Source organism: Mycobacterium innocens, assembly GCF_900566055.1.
In the GTDB taxonomy this organism is placed as follows: Bacteria; Actinomycetota; Actinomycetes; order Mycobacteriales; family Mycobacteriaceae; genus Mycobacterium; species Mycobacterium innocens.
In genome coordinates this window covers 1-20,656 of sequence record NZ_UPHQ01000046.1, presented here as the reverse complement: position 1 = coordinate 20,656, position 20,656 = coordinate 1, and the positions used below count along the sequence as shown (strand labels likewise).

19 protein-coding genes and 1 pseudogene are annotated in these 20,656 nt (G+C 67.5%); 5 read left to right on the top strand and 15 right to left on the bottom strand.

The window, feature by feature from the left end:
* Positions 1-315: 315 nt before the first annotated feature.
* The gene (locus EET03_RS05645; protein WP_075544237.1) at positions 316-948 is read right to left on the bottom strand and encodes a ComF family protein; all 633 of its coding nucleotides are present in this window, start codon (positions 946-948) and stop codon (positions 316-318) included.
* Positions 949-1,119: 171 nt separating this feature from the next.
* Between EET03_RS05645 and EET03_RS05640 the strand changes: the two genes are divergently transcribed.
* Positions 1,120-1,974 (top strand): L,D-transpeptidase, encoded by an 855-nt coding sequence (locus EET03_RS05640; RefSeq protein WP_075544226.1) that lies wholly within the window; start codon positions 1,120-1,122, stop codon positions 1,972-1,974.
* A 29-nt stretch (positions 1,975-2,003) separates the two neighbouring features.
* On the opposite strand, the gene EET03_RS32325 is transcribed toward EET03_RS05640, so the two are convergent.
* From EET03_RS32325 to EET03_RS05610, 6 genes are all read right to left on the bottom strand, one after another.
* On the bottom strand, positions 2,004-2,654 hold the full coding sequence (locus EET03_RS32325; RefSeq protein ID WP_208649004.1) for a hypothetical protein: 651 nt from the start codon (positions 2,652-2,654) through the stop codon (positions 2,004-2,006).
* 336 nt (positions 2,655-2,990) lie between these two features.
* Positions 2,991-3,821 (bottom strand): DUF2993 domain-containing protein, encoded by an 831-nt coding sequence (locus EET03_RS05630; RefSeq protein WP_075544228.1) that lies wholly within the window; start codon positions 3,819-3,821, stop codon positions 2,991-2,993.
* A 55-nt stretch (positions 3,822-3,876) separates the two neighbouring features.
* Positions 3,877-5,652 (bottom strand): MtrAB system accessory lipoprotein LpqB, encoded by a 1,776-nt coding sequence (gene lpqB / locus EET03_RS05625; protein WP_075544238.1) that lies wholly within the window; start codon positions 5,650-5,652, stop codon positions 3,877-3,879.
* Complete coding sequence (mtrB, locus tag EET03_RS05620) at positions 5,652-7,331, bottom strand: MtrAB system histidine kinase MtrB (RefSeq protein ID WP_063468930.1); 1,680 nt, start codon at positions 7,329-7,331, stop codon at positions 5,652-5,654. The genes lpqB and mtrB overlap by 1 nt, the downstream gene beginning before the upstream one ends.
* Before the next feature lie 61 nt (positions 7,332-7,392).
* Positions 7,393-8,079: a two-component system response regulator MtrA gene (gene mtrA, locus EET03_RS05615; RefSeq protein WP_036417860.1), complete on the bottom strand. Its 687-nt coding sequence runs from the start codon at positions 8,077-8,079 to the stop codon at positions 7,393-7,395.
* Between the two features lie 69 nt (positions 8,080-8,148).
* Positions 8,149-8,793, bottom strand: a complete 645-nt coding sequence (locus tag EET03_RS05610) for a dTMP kinase (protein ID WP_063468931.1) — start codon at positions 8,791-8,793, stop codon at positions 8,149-8,151.
* Positions 8,794-9,067: 274 nt separating this feature from the next.
* Here EET03_RS05610 and EET03_RS32320 point away from each other — a divergent pair, with 274 nt between their 5' ends.
* Entirely contained in the window at positions 9,068-9,232 is a 165-nt protein-coding gene (locus EET03_RS32320; RefSeq protein WP_082274813.1) for a PE domain-containing protein, read from the top strand.
* A gap of 26 nt (positions 9,233-9,258) precedes the next feature.
* Positions 9,259-10,032 (top strand): PE domain-containing protein, encoded by a 774-nt coding sequence (locus EET03_RS30075; RefSeq protein ID WP_082274814.1) that lies wholly within the window; start codon positions 9,259-9,261, stop codon positions 10,030-10,032.
* Positions 10,033-10,153: 121 nt separating this feature from the next.
* Here EET03_RS30075 and ahcY read toward each other — a convergent pair whose 3' ends face one another.
* From ahcY to EET03_RS05565, 6 genes are all read right to left on the bottom strand, one after another.
* On the bottom strand, positions 10,154-11,641 hold the full coding sequence (gene ahcY / locus EET03_RS05590; RefSeq protein ID WP_063468932.1) for an adenosylhomocysteinase: 1,488 nt from the start codon (positions 11,639-11,641) through the stop codon (positions 10,154-10,156).
* Between the two features lie 103 nt (positions 11,642-11,744).
* Positions 11,745-12,392 carry a TetR family transcriptional regulator AlkX gene (gene alkX / locus EET03_RS05585; RefSeq protein ID WP_075544231.1) on the bottom strand — a complete coding sequence of 216 codons (648 nt, stop codon included), beginning with the start codon at positions 12,390-12,392 and terminating at the stop codon, positions 11,745-11,747.
* Positions 12,392-12,574: a rubredoxin gene (locus EET03_RS05580; protein ID WP_023371557.1), complete on the bottom strand. Its 183-nt coding sequence runs from the start codon at positions 12,572-12,574 to the stop codon at positions 12,392-12,394. Before EET03_RS05580 ends, alkX begins: the two co-directional genes overlap by 1 nt.
* Before the next feature lie 72 nt (positions 12,575-12,646).
* On the bottom strand, positions 12,647-12,808 hold the full coding sequence (locus EET03_RS05575) for a rubredoxin (protein WP_036398064.1): 162 nt from the start codon (positions 12,806-12,808) through the stop codon (positions 12,647-12,649).
* On the bottom strand, positions 12,808-14,082 hold the full coding sequence (locus EET03_RS05570) for an alkane 1-monooxygenase (protein ID WP_075544232.1): 1,275 nt from the start codon (positions 14,080-14,082) through the stop codon (positions 12,808-12,810). Before EET03_RS05570 ends, EET03_RS05575 begins: the two co-directional genes overlap by 1 nt.
* A 112-nt stretch (positions 14,083-14,194) precedes the next feature.
* Complete coding sequence (locus EET03_RS05565; RefSeq protein WP_075544233.1) at positions 14,195-15,679, bottom strand: amino acid permease; 1,485 nt, start codon at positions 15,677-15,679, stop codon at positions 14,195-14,197.
* Positions 15,680-15,733: 54 nt separating this feature from the next.
* On the opposite strand from EET03_RS05565, the gene EET03_RS05560 reads away from it, so the two are divergent.
* Positions 15,734-17,116, top strand: a complete 1,383-nt coding sequence (locus tag EET03_RS05560) for an FAD-dependent oxidoreductase (protein WP_075544234.1) — start codon at positions 15,734-15,736, stop codon at positions 17,114-17,116.
* Positions 17,117-17,132: 16 nt separating this feature from the next.
* Entirely contained in the window at positions 17,133-18,527 is a 1,395-nt protein-coding gene (locus EET03_RS05555) for an FAD-dependent oxidoreductase (RefSeq protein ID WP_075544235.1), read from the top strand.
* Here EET03_RS05555 and manA read toward each other — a convergent pair.
* Positions 18,511-19,737 carry a mannose-6-phosphate isomerase, class I gene (manA, locus tag EET03_RS05550; protein ID WP_075544236.1) on the bottom strand — a complete coding sequence of 409 codons (1,227 nt, stop codon included), beginning with the start codon at positions 19,735-19,737 and terminating at the stop codon, positions 18,511-18,513. The two genes, EET03_RS05555 and manA, sit on opposite strands and share 17 nt — an antisense overlap.
* A gap of 7 nt (positions 19,738-19,744) precedes the next feature.
* A pseudogene (locus tag EET03_RS05545) lies at positions 19,745-20,605 on the bottom strand (TobH protein); the annotation flags it as partial.
* Between the last annotated feature and the right edge of the window lie 51 nt (positions 20,606-20,656).

Here is a 20,656-nt window from a genome sequence, read left to right as displayed (position 1 = left end):
CACGCGCCTTGCGTGCCGGGCCTTCGGTTACGCGCCGACGGGGGTTGGAGCGGATTTTCGTGAAGTCACCGCCGCAGGCTGCCCGCCGGAGCAAGGTGCCGATTACTCACCTCCTACCGCGGTTAGTGCTTGGACCTGTCTTCGACCTGCAAAACCTTAAAAACCTGGGTATCGCGACCGTGAGCCTTGCCGGTAAGTCTGAATCTGATCTCGACGTTAGCCTGTGTTCACCCCACGGTGCCAGCGAATCGGCCAGCCTTTTGCGGAGTTCTTATCCCGGACGTTTCGCACGGGCAGGAGACCGGCGAAAGCTCGTCATGCCGCCGCGATCGCCAACACAGCGACCACCCGTATCCCGGCGGCCTGCAGGGCCTGGACCGACTCCCGCGCCGTCGCCCCGGTGGTGACGACATCGTCGACGATCACGACTTCGGCGCACAGGCGCCGGCCTCGCAGCAGCACTCGGCCGGCGATGTTGCGCTCGCGCGCCGACGTGCCCAGACCCACCGAGTCGCGGACCAACCCTTTCAGTCGTAACGCCTGGACGACCGTGATGCCGGGATGGGCGGCCACCGCCGCAGCGGCGATGCGGGTCACCGGGTCGCCCCCGCGCCGACGCGCCGCCGAACGCCGAGTGGGCGCGGGCACCAGGGTCAGCGGGGCATCGACGACCCCCCAGGACAGCAGGCGGTGGATACCCACGGCCAGTGCCCTCGCCAGCGGTACGACCAGGTCGCGGCGACCGTGTTCCTTCAAGGCCAGGATCGCCTGACGGCGGGCGCCGGCGTAGCGCCCGAGAGCGAACACCGGGACCCGGGGGTCCACCCGCGGGTTCACGACGTGCGGTTGATCGGCCGCCACAAAGAGCTCCGCGGAGCAGCCGGTGCACCACCGGGTCGCCGGCACACCGCAGCCGCCGCACTGCAGCGGCAGGACGAGATCGAGCACGGTGTCAGTGTGGCGGTGGGAGCCGACAAACCGTGCCGAGTGGAGACCGACCTGTAACCAAAACCTGACCGACATGCCAAGGCGCGCTGTCACATTCACCCGTCGACGCGGCCATACCATCGACCAGCGACAACGACTGATTACCGATCCGAAAGGTGTCCGGCGAGAGCGATGCGGGCGGCAATACGGTCTCTTCTGGTGGTAATCAGCATCACCGTGACGGTGTTCGCCGGGCGAACCGGCGTAACGCTGATGGCGGTGAACAGTTCGGGCGGCAACGTCGGCATCGCCGCCGTCTTGCCCACGCGCGGGGCGGTGGTGGGGGTGGCGCATCCGGTGGTGATCACGTTCGGCAACCCCGTAGCCGATCGGCAGGCGGTGGAGCGCGCGATCGACGTAAAATCGGCGCCCGCCCGTACCGGCAAGTTCGAGTGGCTGGACGACAACGTTGTGCAATGGGTCCCCGACCGATTCTGGCCGGCGCACAGCACCGTGGCGCTCTCGGTGGGCGGGCTGCATACGAACTTCGAAACGGGTCCGGCCGTCGTAGGCGTTGCCGACATCGCGAAGCACACCTTCACCGTGAGCATCGACGGAGTCCCGGCGGGAACGGGGGCGCCGCCGCTACCAACGCCGCACCACCGGCCGCACTGGGGAGAAGAAGGAGTCCTGCCGGCCTCGATGGGCAGGCCCGAGTTCGAGACTCCCGTCGGCACCTACCACGTGATCTCCAAAGATCGCACAGTGATTATGGATTCGAGCTCGGTCGGCATCCCCGTCGACGACGCCGACGGTTATCGGCTCCCGGTGGACTACGCCGTCCGGATCACCAGCCGCGGCCTCTATGTGCATTCGGCCCCGTGGGCGATCCGGTCAATGGGGGTTGAGAATGTGAGCCATGGCTGCATCAGCCTGAGCCCCACCGACGCCGAGTGGTACTTCAACACGGTCAACGTCGGCGACCCCGTCATCGTCCAGGAAGGGGTTCCGGCAGACGAAAAGGAAGTAGACCCGGTGATCCCCTGATACGGGGCCGGTGCGGGCAGATGCTGACGTTACTGCGCAGCGGGCCCTGGTGCGGCACCAGCCGCGCAAGCCGGAAGCGGTGTCGACGACCCCGCCAGAACAGCCGCGATGGGCGCCTGGGGTAGCGCCGCTGCCACCGGCGCCGGCGGGCCGGGCAGAACCACCGGCGCCGGCGGGCCGGGCAGAACCACCGGTCCGGGTGTCGGCGCAGCCGGATCGGTCAGCGCACCCTTACCCGTGCCGGCCGTCATCACGATCGGAGCGGCACCATGGGCAGCGTCGGCTGGTGCAGCGGCCCCGCCGGCCGGCACGACGGGCGCAACCGGCACCACCGGCACGACGGGCGCGGCCGGCGCAGCCGGCACCACCGGAACCACGGGCGCAGCCGGCACCACCGGCACGACGGGCGCAGCCGGCACCACCGGAACCACGGGCGCAGCCGGCACCACCGGCACGACGGGCGCGAGAGGCACAGCTCCTGCCACCGGCGGACCGGGCAGCACCACCGGCACTGCGGCCATCGGCGGTGCGGAACCGAGCGCGGCAAGCTGCTCCAGGCACGTCGGACCGCCGGTCGGCAATGGAGCGGCCTGCGCACCAGCACTGAACGCAAGCGCGGCGCCGCCGCACAACCCCGCGCCGGCAGCTACTGCAACGCAGCATCGATCAACAAGCCGCAACGCCAACTCCGTTCATTCCTGCCCAAGCCGCCCGCGAATACCGCGGCAATGGGGAACCGTATCGGTGCGCCGAATCCTTGCCTAGATCAAGACGTATTGGTTGCCGAACCGATACGGCGCACCAGCCGCGTCGTGATCCAGAATTTCCCAAATAGTGACTTAGTGACTTAGGGAACGTTTGTCACGTTCGCCGCCGCGCCGAACCCACGCATTGTCGGCCACGCGGGATCCCGCGGTGAGTCGCCGGTGCGCGGCATCGGGATGCCGTTTCGGCAAATTCGGTAGATCTGGAACGACCTGGAACGACCTGGAACGACCGAGCCACCCCGCCGCCGGTCAGTCCGAGCCCCGCAGCAACGAAGGCCAGGTGAAGCTGAGCGCCCCCTGGCTCAATCGGGTGATCAGATCCTCGAGATGCCGCAGCGGCAACTCCATTCGCCACTCCGGCAGCAGAGCGGACAGGTGCAGCGAATCCGGGCCAAGATCGACGTCGGTCAGCAGCAGTCCATGCGGCAGCCTGGGCAGCGGCACCTGGTACGCGGGGACCCGGATCGGCAGGGGCCACCGCCGGTGCCCGGTGATCACGGCGCGCGGGCGCAGCCACAACGTCGTGCCCACCACGTCGGCGTCCACTTCCACCCCGCCCCAACCGGGCCGGCGTGCCCAGCGCAGCCGGGCGGTCCCGTCCCCGCGTAGCTCACTGCGCAGCTGCGGAGCCACCTGCCGCAGCACATCGTCGAAGATGTCCGCCGACAGCACCGACGACAACCGGGCCGGAGCCGCTACCACCAGCGGGGGCACGCCCGGACGGATGTGCACGTTGCGCAGGACGGCGACCGCGGTTTGGAGGTGGTGCTGATCCCACCTGACGTCGCGTGCGGCGACGCGGACCTCGCCGAGCTGACCGACGGGCAGCCCCTGCGGGTCGAGCTCGGCGTCCAGCTCGGTCACGGTCAGCACCACATCGTCGCCGCCGATGCGCACCGTGACTTCCTTGTCGACGAGCAGCTGCTGCAGCGTCATGAACAAGGTGCGATATGGCATGGCAACCGCTTGGGCGGCTCCCGCGCTCACCGACGGCAACCCGGTCGACGACCACAACGAGGCCAGCATGTCGAGGGCGCGGAACGGATCGTCCCAACGCAGGAAAGGAACTCTGGGCGACATCGACAAGCGCCTCCTCACTGCGAGGGTAGCCGGTGAGATCAGCCCAGCCCAGCACTCATCCCGGCAACACCGGCGCCGCCCCCGCCACCATCAGGCCCGGAACCTCCGCCCAGCCCTGTTGACCCTCAGCGGTCGACGCCGAATACATCAGCACCCCTTGCGGGGCGGCGACGTACACCGTCGAGGGATTGGCGGCGATGGCGAACAGCGGTATCTGCAAACCCCTGGCCGGGGCGTCGGAGTTGACCCCGTCGAGGTTCACATAGGACACCGGATGCGTCGCATCGTTGCGGGTCACCACGATGTCGTCGCCGGTTCGCCAGGACAATGACACCACCGAGGTGCCCAGCCCGAACCCCAGCCGTCGCGGATAGGTGAGGGCGAACTGACCGGCCTGGGTCTGCTCGACACCGGCGAGGATCACCTGCCCGTCGATCACCATCGCGGCGCGCGTCCCGTCACGAGACAGCTGCAGGTCGGTGATCGCGCCCGGAAAGCGACTGGACACCGCGGTGGAATCCACCGGGATCCGCGCCGGTTGTCCCGACGCGGTTTCCTGGATCGCCCGCAGCACGATGTTGGTGTCGACGACCACCCACACCGCGTCGTCAAGCGACCAGCTGGGCCGCGAAAGATTATGGCCGTCGGCCGACTGGACCGCCTCGCCGCCGAGGTCGCCGATCCACAAGGAGGCCGCCACATCGGGGGCGCCACGCCGCAGCGTCACCACCGAGGCCACCTGGCGGCCACTGCGAGACAGTGCTGCCCCGGTCTGGTCGCCCATCCGTCCGAAGGCACCCGGCATGGTGGTGATCCGCTGTCCGTCCAGCGCCACCAATGAACCGCCCACCAGGGCGTGCAGGCCCGCGCCGGCACCATCGGCCACCCCCGGGTCGGTGGCGGCGACGTCGGAGGTGTTCCATCCTTCGGCAAACCTGTCGTCGAGCGGGGCGCCGTCGGCGTTGATCACATACGGCCCTCTGATGTCGGCTCGGGCCAGCGTCCAAATGATCTGGGCGGCAAGCAATTGCCTGCTGTGCGGATCGGTGGTGGACAGCTTCTCCAGGTCGATGCGCGCCCCGCCGTACCCCTTGCCGATGCCGCTCTTGCCGCCGTCGGCACGGGTTACCGGACCGCGCAGCCGCAGCGGCGGAGCCAGCAGGTTGCGCACCGTGTGGGTCATCTCCGGACGCGGCCCCGACAGCAGCTTGGACACCAACTCGGTGGCCAGCTGGTCGTGATCGGACACCGCGACGTAGCGCGGATCGGGAACCACGGTCTTGCCGGTCGGGTCGGCGAAGTACAAGGTGTTGCGCTTGTAGGTCGCCTGGAACTGCTGCCAGTCCAGGAAAACCCCGTTGGGCAGCCGGTCGATGCGCCAGCCACCGGACGTCTTGACCAATTCGATCGGGCCCGGATCCGGCAGCTGGCCCTCGGCGGTCTCGAAGACCCCGACATCGGAGAGCGAACCCAGGATATCTGCCCGCATGGTCGCCGAAACACGTTCTGCACCACGGGTTTCGACGAAGACGACGTGGTCGATCAGCAGGGCGCTGCCGGCGTCGTCCCAGGCGTTGGATGCCGACTGGGTAAGGAACTGGCGTGCTGCCAGATGCCGGTTCGCGGGGTCGGCGGTGGCCTTGAGGAATTCGCGCAGCAGCACGTCCGGATCCATGCCCGGGGTCGGCTTGGGCAGGTTCGACGGCGCCGGACGCTCGACGGTGCCGATGGCTTGCGGCGCCGACGAACTGGGTACGCTCGCGCAGCCGCCGAGCAGCGCGGCCACGAACAACAGGGCTGTACTCGCCCGGATCGCCCGGATCCGTCGCATCAACCGCTCCACTCCGCGGGTTCACGCTGGTGATGCCGATCTTTCTGATCTGGCGCGTTCGGCTGTGGGACGGGTTGCGGGATCGGTTTCATGGGCAGCGGGCTGGTGGTCACCTTGTGGCCGCGCACCAGCGGCAGCGTCAGCCGGAAGCAGGAGCCCTGGCCGGGTTCCCCCCAGGCTTCCAGCCGGCCCTGGTGCAGCCGCGCGTCCTCGATGCTGATCGCCAGACCCAGCCCGGTGCCTCCGGAACGCCGCACCCGCGAGGGATCGGCGCGCCAGAACCGGCTGAACACCAGTTTCTCCTCACCGGGCCGCAGCCCCACCCCGTAGTCGCGCACCGTGACCGCCACCGTGTCCTCGTCGGCGCCCATCCGAATGCGCACCGGTTTGTGCTCGGCGTGGTCGATGGCGTTGGCAATCAGATTGCGCAGTATCCGTTCTACCCGGCGCGCGTCGACCTCGGCGATCACTTCGTGGGCCGGCAACTCCACCAGCAACTCGATACCAGCCTCCTCGGCCAGGTGCCCCACGTTGCCCAGGGCGTTCCTGACGGTGGTGCGCAGGTCGACCGCCTCCACCGACAGCTCCGCCACCCCGGCGTCGTGCCGGGAGATCTCCAGCAGGTCGTTGAGCAGCGACTCGAACCGGTCCAGCTCGTTGACCATCAGCTCGGTGGACCGGCGCAACGTCGGGTCCAGGTCGGCGCTGTGGTCGTAGATCAAGTCGGCGGCCATGCGCACCGTGGTCAGCGGGGTACGCAGTTCGTGGCTGACGTCGGAGGTGAAGCGGCGCTGCAGGTTGCCGAACTCCTCGAGCTGGGTGATCTGGCGGGACAAACTCTCCGCCATGTCGTTGAACGACAACGCCAACCGGGCCATGTCGTCTTCGCCGCGCACCGGCATCCGTTCGGACAGATGCCCCTCGGCGAACCGTTCGGCGATCCGCGACGCCGACCGCACCGGCACCACGACCTGGCGCGACACCAGCAGCGCGATACCGGATAGCAGGACCAGCAGCACCAGGCTTCCCGTTGCCATGGTGCCGCGCACCAGCGCGATGGTGGCCTGCTCGTTGGCCAGCGGGAAGATCAGATACAGCTCCAGGTTGGCCACCCGCGACGACGTCGGCGTACCGACAACCAGCGCCGGCCCGGAGAAGCCGTCGGTGTGCACCGTGGCGTACTGATACGCGGCCTGGCCGGCCTTGACGAAACCACGCAACGCGGCGGGCACCTGGTCGACGGGTCCGGCCGTGGAGGCAGCGCGCGGCCCGTCACCCGGGACCATCAGCACCGCATCGAACGCACCGGCCTGGCTGGTACCGGAGGCGGGATCGGTTTTGGAGGTCAGGGTGTTGCGCGCGAGCTGCAGGCTGCTGTCCAGCGAGCGGGTCTCTTCGCCATTGACGATGCCGCTGACGGTGTTTCGCGCCCGCTCAGTCTGGTCGATGGCGGCCTTGAGCTTGATATCGAGCACCCGGTTGGTTACCTGGCTGGTCAGCACGAAACCAAGCGCCAGGATCACGGCCAGCGAGAGTCCGAGCGTCAGCGCCACAACCCGCAGTTGCAACGATCGGCGCCACGCCACGGCCGCGGCTCGACTCAACGCACTCAAGCCGCGGGTCATCGGGCCAGAGCGCCCCCAACGACCACGAGTACGTCGCCGAGAGCCCCAGATCACTGGCGCCGCACTCCCGCGCCGACGGGCGGTACCCTCGGGGCGTCGCGGTCGTCCCCGGGGATCACGGAGGTCCGGCCTTGTATCCCACTCCTCGAACGGTCAACACCACTGTCGGGTTCTCCGGGTCTTTCTCGACCTTGGCCCGCAGACGCTGGACATGCACGTTCACCAGCCGGGTGTCGGCCGGGTGACGATATCCCCACACCTGTTCGAGCAGCACATCACGAGTAAACACCTGGCGGGGTTTGCGTGCCAGTGCGACCAGCAGGTCGAATTCCAGCGGCGTCAGCGAGATCTGCTCACCGTTGCGGGTGACCTTGTGCGCCGGCACGTCGATGTCGACGTCGGCGATGGACAACATCTCGGCGGGCTCGTCGTCGTTGCGGCGCAGCCGGGCCCGCACCCGGGCGACCAGCTCCTTGGGCTTGAACGGCTTCATGATGTAGTCGTCGGCGCCCGACTCGAGACCAAGCACCACGTCGACGGTGTCGGTCTTGGCGGTCAGCATCACGATGGGAACGCCGGAGTCCGAACGGAGCACACGACATACGTCTATGCCGTTCATGCCGGGCAGCATCAGGTCCAGCAGCACCAGATCGGGGCGCAGCTCGCGCACCGCGGTCAGGGCCTGAGTGCCGTCACCGATGACCGCGGTGTCGAAGCCCTCCCCACGCAGCACGATGGTCAGCATCTCTGCCAGCGAAGCGTCATCATCGACGACGAGAATCCTTTGCCTCATGGTGTCCATGGTGGCACTAGAACGGGACAAAACTGCGATTCCACCCGGGCGTTTCGTCATTGATATGGGCAAATAGTCTCAAAATCGATCATTTGAGGCCATCAGAGTCGCCGCCAGCCGGTCCGGATCGACCTCGGAGTCGACCACCAACCATCGTCCGTTCCAGTCCGCGGCGGCCAGTTGCGCATACACCGCGCCGGTGCGCTGTTGCAGCTTGTCGTCACGCTCGTAGCTGTCGCGCGCCCGCCCGGGGTCGGCTTCGGCCCGGCCGCGGGCCCGCTGTGCGGCGAGATCGGCGGACACCGCCAGCAGCACCTGCCAGTCGGGTGCGGGCAGCGCCAGCCTCTGGTATTCGAGTTGCCGCACCCAGGCAACCGCCTGCCCACGCGCGTCCTCGTGCAGCCGGGCCGCGCTGTAGGCGGCGTTGGAGGCGACGTAGCGATCCAGGATCACCACGTCGTAGTTCCGCCGCAGCTCCGCGATCTCAGCCGCCGCGCCGGCGCGGTCGAGCGCGAACAGCGTCGCCATCGCGTACACCGACGACGCGAGATCACCGTGCCCCCCGTGCAGGGCCTCCGCGGCGATGTCGGCGGCGACTGAGCGCCCGTAGCGCGGGAACGCCAGCGTGGCCACCGACTTCCCGACCGCGTGGAACGCCGCGCGCAGACCCTCGGTCAGCGTCCGTTTGCCGGCGCCGTCGACGCCTTCGATAGCGATCAGCACGGCGCGAGCCTAGTCGCTGCCTCGAGCGTGACGCTGCAGTCACACTCGGCGCTGAACGTGACTGTGGCGTCACGCTCGGCCGCCGACACCGGTTGACTCGACTGGGCGCAGGCGACGGATCGGCTCCTCCAGAGGGCAGTGCTTGTGGACACAAAGATGGACGTACGAGTTTTCAAATATTCCAAAGCGCCGGCGAAGGCACTGGCTCAAACCTACGATCCCCTTGTCATGAATTAACGAGTTTGTAAATTCGCCGACCTAGACAGGAAACCCGATGTCGCAGCTGATAGCAACACCAGAGGTATTGGCCGGTGCATCGGCAGAACTGAGTGAAATTGGGCAGACAATCGGGGAGGCCACCGCGACAGCGGCGACCGGCGCGACCGGCATTCTGCCCGCCGCCCAGGATGAGGTGTCGGCGGCGATCACTTCGGGCTAAGCGGCTATGGGCAGAACTTTCAGGCGTTGAGCGCCCAAGCCGCGCTATTCCATTCCAGGTGCACGCAGCTGTTGTCGGTGGGCGGTGGCGCATATGCGGCCGCCGAGGCGGCCAATGCCTCGCCGTTGGCCGCCTTGGTGCAGGCCGGCCAGTCAGTTTCGGACTATTCGCCGGTGAAGGCCTTGACGGGGTGCCCATTGTTCGGCAACGGCGCCGATGGTGCGGCGGGCACTGCCCCCGGCCCGGCCGGCAGTAGGGGCGGTGACGGCGGATGGATCATCGGCAACGGCACCAACGGCACCAACGGCGGCACCGGCGGCACCGGCCTCGTCGATACCCTTGGCACCGGGGCCAGCGTCAGTGGTACCGGAACCGGGGGCAGCGGCGGCAACGGCGGCGACGGCGGCAACGCCTGGGTCATGACCTACGACGAACTCAACGGCTACCAAGGGTCCAGCATCACCAACGGCACCGCGATCGGTGGCGACGGTGGCGACGGCGGCCTCAACGGTACGGGCGGTGCGCTCGGCGGCGACGGCGGCGACGGCGGTAACGGCGGCTGGGGCAATCTCCTGGTCTCGAACGGTGGGACATCGACCAACGCCACCGGCCTCGCCGGAGCCGGCGCTAACGGAGGCAACGGCGGGGCGCCCGGCGTCAACGGCACCGGTGACGGCGGGATGGGCGGTAGCGGCGGCAGCAACTCCTTCAACGGCACGGGCGGCATCGCCAACCCCGGGCAGCCGGGCACCAACGGCCTGCCCGACGGCACGCCCGGAACCCCCGGCGCCAACGGCTGACATCACCAGCGGCCGAGACCCAGACGAGCCGGCCAAAAAGGCCTTGCCGGTACACGTGAACCCGCGCGATGCGCCGTTAGCTACCTATGGCGACCAAGCAGGCCACTCAGTAGCGGGCCACTCAGTAGCGGTAGTGATCCGGCTTGAAGGGACCCTCGACGTCGACGCCGAGGTACTCGGCCTGCTCTTTGGTGAGCTTGGTCAGGTGACCACCGAGCGCCTCGACATGGATGCGGGCCACCTTTTCGTCGAGGTGCTTGGGCAGCCGGTACACCTCGTTGTCGTACTCGTCGTTCTTGGTCCACAGCTCGATCTGGGCAATCACCTGGTTGGCGAAGCTGTTGCTCATCACGAACGACGGATGCCCGGTGGCGTTGCCCAGGTTCAGCAGCCGGCCCTCGGACAGCACAATGACCGAGCGGCCGGTGTCGGGGAAGGTCCACAGGTCGACCTGCGGCTTGACGTTGACCCGGGTCGCCCCGGAGCGCTCCAGGCCGGCCATGTCGATCTCGTTGTCGAAGTGGCCGATGTTGCCCAGGATCGAGTGGTCCTTCATCTGCTTAATGTGCTCAAGCATGATGATGTCTTTGTTGCCGGTGGCGGTGACGACGATGTCGGCGTCGGCGATGGCGTCCTCGACGGTGACGACGTCGAAGCCCTCCATCATCGCCTGCAGCGCGTTGATCGGGTCGATCTCGGTGACCTGGACCCGCGCGCCCTGGCCCTTCATCGCTTCCGCACAGCCCTTGCCGACGTCGCCGTAGCCGCAGATGAGGACCTTCTTGCCGCCGATCAGCGCGTCGGTGCCGCGGTTGATGCCGTCAATGAGCGAGTGTCGGGTGCCGTACTTGTTGTCGAACTTGGACTTGGTCACCGAGTCGTTGACGTTGATCGCCGGGAAGGCCAGGTCGCCGGCCGCGGCGAATTGGTAGAGCCGCAGCACACCGGTGGTGGTCTCCTCGGTGACACCCTGGACCGACTCGGCGATCTTGGTCCACTTGCCCTTGTCGGTCTCGAACCGGTTCCGCAGCAGGTTCAGGAACACCTTCCACTCCGCGGAGTCGTCTTCCTCGGCGGGCGGCACCACGCCGGCCTTCTCGTACTGCATTCCGCGCAGCACCAGCATGGTGGCGTCGCCGCCGTCGTCGAGGATCATATTTGCAGGAGCGGGCCCGGCTTCATTATCCGGCCAGGTCAGCATCTGCTCGGCGGCCCACCAGTACTCCTCGAGTGTCTCGCCCTTCCACGCGAACACCGGGACACCCTTGGGCTCCTCGGGCGTGCCATGCGGGCCGACGACGACGGCGGCCGCCGCATGGTCCTGGGTCGAGAAGATGTTGCAGGACGCCCATCTGACTTCAGCACCGAGGCTCGTCAACGTCTCGATCAGCACCGCGGTCTGCACGGTCATGTGCAGCGAACCGGAGATGCGGGCGCCTTTGAGGGGCTGCACTTCGGCGTATTCGCGACGCAGAGACATCAGGCCGGGCATCTCGTGTTCGGCGATGCGCAGTTCCTTACGACCGAAATCCGCCAACGACAGATCGGCAATCTTGAAGTCGATGCCGTTACGAACGTCGGGGGTTAACGAAGTTTCGGTCGTCGTCATGGCGTGTTTGATCCTTACTGTGGGCCTGCGGGAAGCTGAGCGAGGCGACATAGCCTAGGTATGCTCTTCGGCCACTGTAGCCCCCGGCCCCCAGCCTCGCAGGTCAGGGGATATTGATCACCCCGTGGCGTTCCGCGAACGGCGTCATCAACCTCGCCAGGTCCGCAGCAACGTCGTGGTCGGCCTCCGGCGGCATCGGCACATAGCTCAAGCACAGCCGCACGATCGCCCGCGAGAGCACTCCGGCGTCGTCGTCGCTGGTGGCCACCCAGGTCTGGGTGAAGGCCTTCGCCAGCCGGGCCGACGCACGGTTGATGATGGGCGCGCTGTCGGTGGTGATCAGCTGCAGCAAATCGGGCTTGGCGGCGCCGGTCAGCAACGAAATCACCAGTGGATCGGCCGCGGACTCGGCGAAGAAAGCGCGAAAACCCTGCAAGAACGACTCAAAGATATTGCCCACGTTGGCATCCAGCGCGGCATGCACCCGGTCGACCAGGCGGTCGGTCAGGCGCAGCGCATAGCCCTGCGCCAGGCCCTGCCGAGAGCCGAACTCGTTGTAGATGGTCTGCCGGCTGACGCCTGCGGCGCGAGCCACGTCGGACAGGGTGATCGCCGACCAGTCGCGGGTCAGCAACAGATCCCGCATCGCATCCAGGACCGAATCGCGCAACAGGGCCCGAGATGCCTCGGCGTAAGGAATCCGCTTCACAGGCGCGACAATATATGTTTCCGCCAGCACGTTGGTCTCCATCACGACCGGGCCACCTCCACCATCACGAAGTCGGACTTCGCCGCCCCGCAGTCCGGGCAGCTCCAGTCCTCCGGGATGTCCTCCCACCTGGTGCCGGGTGCGATGCCCTCGTCCGGCCAGCCGAGTGCCTCGTCGTACTCGAAGCCGCACTGGACGCACTGAAACAGTTTGTAGTCGCTCATTTGGTTCCTCCTGGTGTTACTTGATCCGGCTCCTCGGCACGCCGCGCCGACGCGGCGCGCATCGGAGTCGAACTAGACCTTTTCGAAATCGACCTTCTCCCGGACGGCGCAGTCCGGACAGCACCACTCGTCGGGAATCTGCTCCCATCGGGTGCCGGCTGGAAACCCTTCCCTGGCTTCACCTTTGGCCTCGTCGTAGACGTAGTCGCAGACCGGGCACCGATAGGCCGCCATCATGCTGCGTCTCCTCGCCGGGCTCCTTGCGGGGCCCCGTACCGGGCCAGCATCTTGGCGCGCACCCGGGGGTGCAGGTTGACCCTGGTGATGTCGCCGTCGTAGTGCTCGAGCACCCGGTGGTCCATCACCTTGCGCCACAGCGGCGGGAAGTAGGTCAGCGAGATCATCGAGGCGTACCCGCTGGGCAGGTTCGGCGCCCCGTCCATGCTGCGCAACGTCTGGTAACGACGGGTGGGGTTGGCATGGTGGTCGCTGTGCCGCTGCAGGTGGTACAGGAACAGGTTGGTGACGATGTGGTCGGAGTTCCAGCTGTGCACCGGCGCGCAGCGCTCGTAGCGGGCTTTCCCGGAAGCGGTGCCGGTCCTCAGCCGCAGCAGTCCGTAGTGCTCGAGGTAGTTGACCGCTTCCAGCAGGCTGAAGCCGAACACCGCCTGGATGATCACGAACGGGATCAGGCCCACGCCGAAGACCGCGATCAGCACTCCCCACAACACCACCGACATCGCCCAGGCGTTGAGCACGTCATTGGACAGGTAGGTCCGGGGGTCCCAGGGGCTCTTACCGAGCCGGCGAATCCGTTGGGCTTCCAGCCCGACCGCGGACCGGAGGCTGCCGATGACGCTGCGCGGCAGGAATTCCCAGAAGGTCTCCCCGAAGCGGGCCGACGCCGGGTCCTCCGGGGTGGACACCCGCACGTGGTGCCCGCGGTTGTGCTCGATGTAGAAGTGGCCGTAGCAGGTCTGGGCCAGGGTGATCTTGGACAACCAGCGCTCCAGCGACTCCTTCTTGTGACCCATCTCGTGGGCGGTGTTGATGCCGACGCCGCCGAGCACACCGACCGACAGGGCAACACCGATCTTGCCCGCCCAGCTCAAACCGCCCTCGAAGCCGAGCCAACCGAGGTTGGACGCGGTGAACAGGTAGGCGCCCAGCACCACGCTGAGGTATTGGAACGGGACGTAGATGTAGGTGCAGTAGCGGTAGTACTTGTCGTTTTCCAGCCGCTCCATCACCTCGTCGGGCGGGTTCTGGCCGTCGGGGCCGAAGCGCAGGTCCAGCAGCGGCAACAGGATGTAGACCAGGAAAGGTCCGATCCAGAGTGGCGCCTGGGCCGCGGCGTGCCAGCCGAGCTGGTTCAGCCCCCACACGATCGGCAACATCACGAACAACGCCGTCGGGGCGATCAATCCCATCAGCCACAGGTGGCGCTTCTTATCGCGCCACTCCGCTTCGGGAGCTTGCGCCAACTCGGAACTGAACTGTGTGGTCATATGCCAAACCTCCTCGTGAGTCACACCACGCTTGAGGTTGGACATTACCGCCATCTACGTCTGCTGTCTAGACATCAGACATAGATTTGTACACCAAGTTTCCAACGATGCCTTACGTGTCAGACACCGCGTTGGCCACCTCCCGGTTTCCGTGCACCGAATGCCGGTGCCCGTAGCCCACGTAGACCGCGGTGCCCAACACCAGCCAGACACCGAAGCGGATCCAGGTCAGCGCGGTCAGGTTCACCATCAACCACAGACACGCGCACAGCGAGGCGATCGGAAGCCACGGCACCCACGGCGCCCGAAAGCCGCGCTCGAGGTCGGGCCGCTTCCTGCGCAGAATGATCACACCGCCGGACACCAGGACGAAGGCGAACAAGGTGCCGACGTTGACCATCTCTTCCAGCTTGGTGATGGGAAAGACCGACGCCGTCGCGGCCACCACCACCGCGACCAGCACGGTGATCCGCACCGGCGTGCCGCGTGGCCCGGTCTTGGCCAGCTGCCGCGGCAACAGTCCGTCGCGTGCCATCGCGAACAGGACCCGGCACTGCCCGAGCATCAGCACCATCACCACGGTGGTCAGCCCGGCGAGCGCCCCGACGGAGATGATGCCGCTGGCCCAGTACACCCCGTTGGCCTTGAAGGCGGTGGACAGGTTCGCCTGGCCGCCGCCCGGCACGGTGCGCAGCTGCCGGTAGGACACCATGCCGGACAGCACCACCGACACCGCGACGTAGAGCAGCGTGACGATGCCCAGCGACGCCAGAATGCCCCGCGGCACGTCGCGTTGCGGATGCTTGGTCTCCTCGGCCATCGTGGCCACGATGTCGAAGCCGATGAACGCGAAGAACACGATCGACGCGCCGGCCAGGACGCCATACCAGCCGTAGTGGCTGCCATGGGCTCCGGTCAGCAGCGACAGCACCGACTGATCGGCGCCCTTGCCCTGATGTTCGGGTTCGGGTTCGGGAATGAAGGGCGAGTAATTGGCGGCCTTGATGTAGAACGCGCCGACTATCACGACGAAGACCACCACCGACACCTTGATGGTGGTGACCACGGCAGAAAACCTCGACGACAACTTGGTGCCCAGCGCGACCAGCGTCGCCACCACCGCGACGATCAGCAACGCACCCCAGTCGAAGTTGACCGACACGAGATGGATTGTGCCACCGGCAAATCCGAACACCGTGCCCAGATAGCTGGACCAGCCCTTGGCGACGACGGCCGCGCCGACAGCCAATTCCAGGACCAGGTTCCAGCCAATCACCCACGCCAGGAACTCGCCGAAAGTCGCATAGGAGAAGGTGTATGCGCTGCCGGCCACCGGCAGCGTCGAAGCGAATTCGGCATAGCACAGGGCCGCCAGCGCACAGGTGCCCGCCGCGATGAGAAACGACACCCAGATGGCCGGGCCGGTGATGTCGCCGGCAGTCGAGGCGGTGACCGTGAAGATACCGGCCCCGATCACCACCGAAACACCGAAGACCACCAGGTCTCTCCAGGTGAGCTCCTTGCGCAGCCGAGTTTCCGGCTCGTCGGTGTCAGCGATCGATTGCTCTACCGACTTCGTGCGCCATCGATCGGCCATGCGTGTCCTCTCGTCTGCAGCTGTGACCGCACAGTACTGGGTACGCTGCCGGGGATGAGGGCGAGCTTGCGAAACAGCACCGCAAACCCCGGGGACCACGCGGTCGTCATCGGCGCCGGCATCGCCGGGTTGTGCGCAGCGCGGGCGCTTTCTGATTTCTATGCCACGGTGACCGTCTTCGAGCGCGACGAACTGCCGGACACGCCCTCGTATCGCGGCGCGGTCCCCCAGGACCGTCATCTGCACCTGCTGATGGCCCGCGGCGCGCTGGAGTTCGAGGCGCTGTTCCCCGGTCTGTTGGCGCAGCTGGTGGCAGCCGGTGTGCCGATGCTGGACAACCGCCCGGACTGCATTTACCTCGGCGCGGTGGGCCATGTCCTGGGCATCGGCCGGCAACTGCGTAAGCAGTTCACCGCCTATCTGCCGAGCCGGCCCCACCTGGAGTGGCAGCTGCGACGACGGGTGCTGGCCCTTCGCAACGTCGAGATCAGGCGGCACAACGTCAGCCAGCCGCGGTTCGACAGCGCACGCGACCGGGTAACCGGTGTGCTGCTGCAGACCGGCGCCGGTGATCCGGAGTTCGTCGCGGCCGATCTCGTCGTCGATGCGGCCGGCCGCGGCAGTCGGCTGCCGGTGTGGTTGGCGCAGTGGGGATATCAGCGCCCGGCCGAGGACACCGTCGACGTCGGCATCGGCTATGCCAGCCACCGGCTCACCATCCCGGACGGGCTCATCCGGGAGAAAATCGTGGTCACCGGTGTCGGCCCGGGGCAATCGCTCGGCCTGGGCATGTTGTGCTACGAGGACGGCAGCTGGATCTTGACGACGTTCGGGGTCGCCAAAGCCACCCCACCCTCGACGTTCGACGAGATGCGTGAGCTCGGCTACCGGCTGCTGCCAAGCCGTTTCGCCGATGCGCTGGCCCGGGCCGAACCCGTCGGCGCCCCGGCATTCCACACGTTTCCGGTCAGCAGATGGCGCCGCTACGACAAGCTGAGTCACTTCCCGTCCGGGATCATCCCGTTCGGCGATGCCGTCGCCAGCTTCAATCCCACCTTCGGGCAGGGCATGACGATGGCGTCCCTGCAGGCCGGCCGGCTGCGCCAGGCACTGCAATCCGCACTCGGCGAGCCGGCCATCGAATTCAACCGGGCCGCCGCCAAGATCACCCGACCGGTGTGGACGATGAACGCGATCGCCGACCGCTGCTTCCAACACGCCGACGGGCCGATGCCGCGCTGGTATCGGCCGGTCGGCGCACTCTACGACCAGTTCCTCGGTGCCGCTGAAACCAATCCCGTTCTGGCCGAATGGTTTTTGCGTCGGATCTCGCTGCTCGACAGCCTGTACACGGTGCCGTCGGCGCCGATCATCGGCCGCGCCGTGGCGCACAACATGCGGCTGTGGCTGCGCGAGCGCCGGTCGCCCCGGCAGTAGCGGGTACGCTGCGGGAATGCGGGGGAGCTTGGCGAGCACGACGGATACCAGGGACCATGCGGTCGTCATCGGCGCCAGCATCGCGGGGCTGTGCGCGGCGCGGGTGCTCTCGGAGTTTTTCAGCCGGGTGACTGTTTTCGAGCGCGACGAGCTGCCGGACGCACCGGCCAACCGCGCCACGGTTCCCCAAGACCGGCACCTGCACATGCTGATGGCCCGTGGTGCAGACGAATTCGACGGCCTCTTCCCCGGCCTGTTGAAAGACATGGTTGCCGCCGGTGTGCCCATGCTGGAGAACCGCCCGGACTGCATCTACTTCGGGGCCGCGGGCCACGTCCTGGGGACAGCACACACACTGCGCAAAGAGTTCACCGCCTATGTGCCCAGCCGGCCGCATCTGGAATGGCAGCTGCGCCGGCGGGTCCTCGACATCGACAACGTTGAGATCGTGCAACGACTCGTTCTCGAACCGCGGTTCGAACCCGCCCGGCAACGGGTGACCGGGGTGCTGCTGGCTCCCCGCGGCGACGGAGATCCCGAGTTCCGGGCCGCCGATCTCGTCGTCGACGCGGCGGGGCGGGGCACCCGGCTACCGGTCTGGTTGACGCAGTGGGGATTTCAGCGCCCGGCCGAGGAAACCGTGGACATTGGCATCAACTACGCCAGCCAGCAGTTCCGCCTCCCCGACGGCCTGCTGCGGGAAAAGGTGGTGGTCGCCGGCGCCTCACATGACCAGTCGCTGGGCCTGGGCATGCTGTGCTACGAGGACGGCACCTGGGTGATCACCACCTTCGGCGTCGCCCACACCAAGCCGCCGTCGGCCTTCCCCGAGATGTGCGCGCTCGCCGACCGGTTGCTGCCGGCCCGATTCGCCGCAGCGCTGGCGCGGGCCGAACCCGTGGGCAGCCCGGTCCTGCATGCCTTTCCGGCCAGCAGGTGGCGCCGCTACGACAAGCTGGAGCGGTTCCCGGCGGGCATCATCCCGTTCGGTGACGCCGTGGCCAGTTTCAACCCCACCTTCGGGCAGGGCATGACGATGACGTCGCTGCAAGCCGGCAATCTGCGCCGGGCGCTGCAATCTCCCACGAAAAACCTTGCGGCCGAATTCACCCGGCTCACCCGGAAGACGACGTATCCGGTGTGGATGATGAACGCCATCGGCGACATCACCTTCCACCACGGCGTCACCGGGCCGATCCCCTGGTGGTGGCGGCCATCTGGTGCGTTGTTCGACCAATTCCTCGGCGCCGCCGAAACGAATCCCGTTCTGGCCGAATGGTTTTTACGCCGGTTCTCGTTGCTCGACAGCCTGTACATGATTCCGCCGCCGCGGATCGTCGGCCGGACCATCGCCCACAACCTGCGGCTTTGGCTCGGCGAGCGCCGGCAAGCCGTCACAGCCCTACGGTAGCCCTGAACAGTTTCGTGGGCTCGTGCGCGAGCAGCCGAATCGGGCCGTCGTCCGCGGCCACCCAGGCAGCCAGGCCCTGCTTGAGCGTCAACGACTTCGACTTGCCATGGATCATGGCCGAACCCTCGGTGCACAACAAGATCTGTGGGCCCTCATGGCTCGAGGGTGCATCGATCTCGTGGCCCAGCTGATCTGCGTCGAGCGCCAGCAGCGCGACCGCGAACTCCTCGGCCGGGGTGTCGTAAACCAGTTCCAGCCCGTCGCGCCGGATCGGCGGCCGCAGTTCCGACTCCGCGGTCGGAGCGAAGTCCAGCACCCGCAGCAGCTCCGGCACATCGACGTGCTTGGGAGTCAGACCGCCTCGTAATACGTTGTCGGAGTTGGCCATTACCTCGAGCGCGAAACCACGCAGATAGGTGTGCAAGTTGCCGGCCGGCAGGAATATCGCCTCACCCGGCGACAAGCTGATCCGGTTGAGCAACAACGCCGCGAGCACCCCGGCGTCGCCGGGATAACGCTCGCCCAGCTCCAGCACCGTCTTGACTTCCGCGGCGAATTCCGTCGCGCCGGAGCTGACGTAGTGAATGGCGCCCTCCAGCACGGCGGGCACCAGCACGTCGATGTCGGGCTGGGGCGCGGTGATCCAGGTGGTGAACAGCGCACGCAGGCCGTCGGCGTCGGACTGGTCGCTGAGCAAGTCGATGAACGGGTCGAGGTCGGATACCGCCAGCGCTTGCAGCAGCTCGCGGGTGCGGGCGGCCGGACGGAATCCGGCCAGCGCCTCGAAAGGCTGCAACGCCACCAGCAACTCGGGCTTGTGACTGGTGTCGCGGTAGTTGCGCACCGGCGAAGCCACCGGAATGCCCAGCCGCTCTTCCCGTAGATAACCCTCGATAGCCTGCTCGGCGCTGGGGTGGGCCTGCAGCGACAACGGCTCGTCGGCGGCCAGGACCTTCACCAGGAACGGCAGCACATCGCCGAACCGGGCGCGCGACCCGTGACCGAGCTGTCCCTCCGGATCGGCGCTCAGCGCCTCCAGCAACGAGGCTTCGCCATTGTCGGTTTCCAGCCAGGCGGGGTCACCCGGGTGCGCACCGAACCAGAGTTCGGCTTCGGGGTGGGCGGCCGGCACCGGCCGCCCGGTGAACTCGGCGATGGCGGTACGCGATCCCCAGGCGTATGTCCGTAACGCTCCGCGTAGCAATTCCACCTTGTATCTATCCCCGCGCCAGTCGCAAATACACCGCGGCCATCTCCAGCCGAACGGCCAATATTGCCAGTTGCTGTTCGGGACGTTGAGCGTCGGCTGGTATGAGCAGGCCATCCGACCCGGCCACGCCGGGGTCCTGCGTCGCGTCCTCGGCCGTGACCAGGTAGATGTCGTCCAGCCCGGCGATCCGGGCACCGACCACCGTCCGCTCCCCGGCCAGCGTCAGCGCCAGCACCCGCATCCGCTCGGGCAGCGGCCCGTCGAGCTGCTCGTCGTGGAACAACAACGCATCCCCCGAATAACCGGCGGCGCCGGAGGCAGCGCCGGCCCGCAGCGCCACCACCGCGTCAGCCAGCCAGGCGGCCGCGGCCACCTGGTGCGCGATCCGCAGCAGCACCGAGCTGCCGTGCCGGGCCAGGGCCAGGGTGGCGGTGTTGTCACCGGTCAGCGCGACCCGGCGCCCCGAGACGCGCGCGGCAAGCGTCTTGGCCGGGTTGGTGAACACCTCGCGGGCGGCACTGTTGTGCAGCGCCTCGGCATCGAGCTCGTCGGCCAGCGACGCCAGGTCGATCTGCAGCCTGGGGTCCACGATGCTCAGCGCGGCCAGGCCCGCGGCCAGGTAGCGGCACAACCCGAACTCGTCGGGAACCCGTAGTCGTGGTTCCAGCACCGCGACTCGACCGGCCGTGGAGTCGCGCAGCGGACCCGCATAGGGGGCCACGACGACGACCCGCGCGCCTCGGCGCACGCCGGTCGCGGCCGCTGCGACCAATGCGGGATCACCGGGGTCGTCGCCCGCGACAAGAAGCACGTCAAGCGGACCCACCCAGGGCGGCGCCTCCCTGGCGAGTGCGATCGGCTCGGCGGCCGCGACCGGCGTGCGCCGAGGCGCGCGGGTCGTCGTCGTGGCCCCCTATGC

Excerpts from the sequence above, each read along its gene's own strand:
- lpqB (WP_075544238.1), bottom strand. The coding sequence starts at position 5,652 with ATGCGACGGATCCGGGCGATCCGGGCGAGTACAGCCCTGTTGTTCGTG.
- EET03_RS05555 (WP_075544235.1), top strand. The coding sequence starts at position 17,133 with ATGCGGGGGAGCTTGGCGAGCACGACGGATACCAGGGACCATGCGGTC.
- EET03_RS32320 (WP_082274813.1), top strand. The coding sequence starts at position 9,068 with ATGTCGCAGCTGATAGCAACACCAGAGGTATTGGCCGGTGCATCGGCA.
- EET03_RS05565 (WP_075544233.1), bottom strand. The coding sequence starts at position 15,679 with ATGGCCGATCGATGGCGCACGAAGTCGGTAGAGCAATCGATCGCTGAC.
- alkX (WP_075544231.1), bottom strand. The coding sequence starts at position 12,392 with ATGGAGACCAACGTGCTGGCGGAAACATATATTGTCGCGCCTGTGAAG.
- EET03_RS05580 (WP_023371557.1), bottom strand. The coding sequence starts at position 12,574 with ATGAGCGACTACAAACTGTTTCAGTGCGTCCAGTGCGGCTTCGAGTAC.
- EET03_RS05575 (WP_036398064.1), bottom strand. The coding sequence starts at position 12,808 with ATGGCGGCCTATCGGTGCCCGGTCTGCGACTACGTCTACGACGAGGCC.
- EET03_RS05630 (WP_075544228.1), bottom strand. The coding sequence starts at position 3,821 with ATGTCGCCCAGAGTTCCTTTCCTGCGTTGGGACGATCCGTTCCGCGCC.
- EET03_RS05570 (WP_075544232.1), bottom strand. The coding sequence starts at position 14,082 with ATGACCACACAGTTCAGTTCCGAGTTGGCGCAAGCTCCCGAAGCGGAG.
- ahcY (WP_063468932.1), bottom strand. The coding sequence starts at position 11,641 with ATGACGACGACCGAAACTTCGTTAACCCCCGACGTTCGTAACGGCATC.
- EET03_RS05560 (WP_075544234.1), top strand. The coding sequence starts at position 15,734 with ATGAGGGCGAGCTTGCGAAACAGCACCGCAAACCCCGGGGACCACGCG.
- EET03_RS05640 (WP_075544226.1), top strand. The coding sequence starts at position 1,120 with ATGCGGGCGGCAATACGGTCTCTTCTGGTGGTAATCAGCATCACCGTG.
- mtrA (WP_036417860.1), bottom strand. The coding sequence starts at position 8,079 with ATGGACACCATGAGGCAAAGGATTCTCGTCGTCGATGATGACGCTTCG.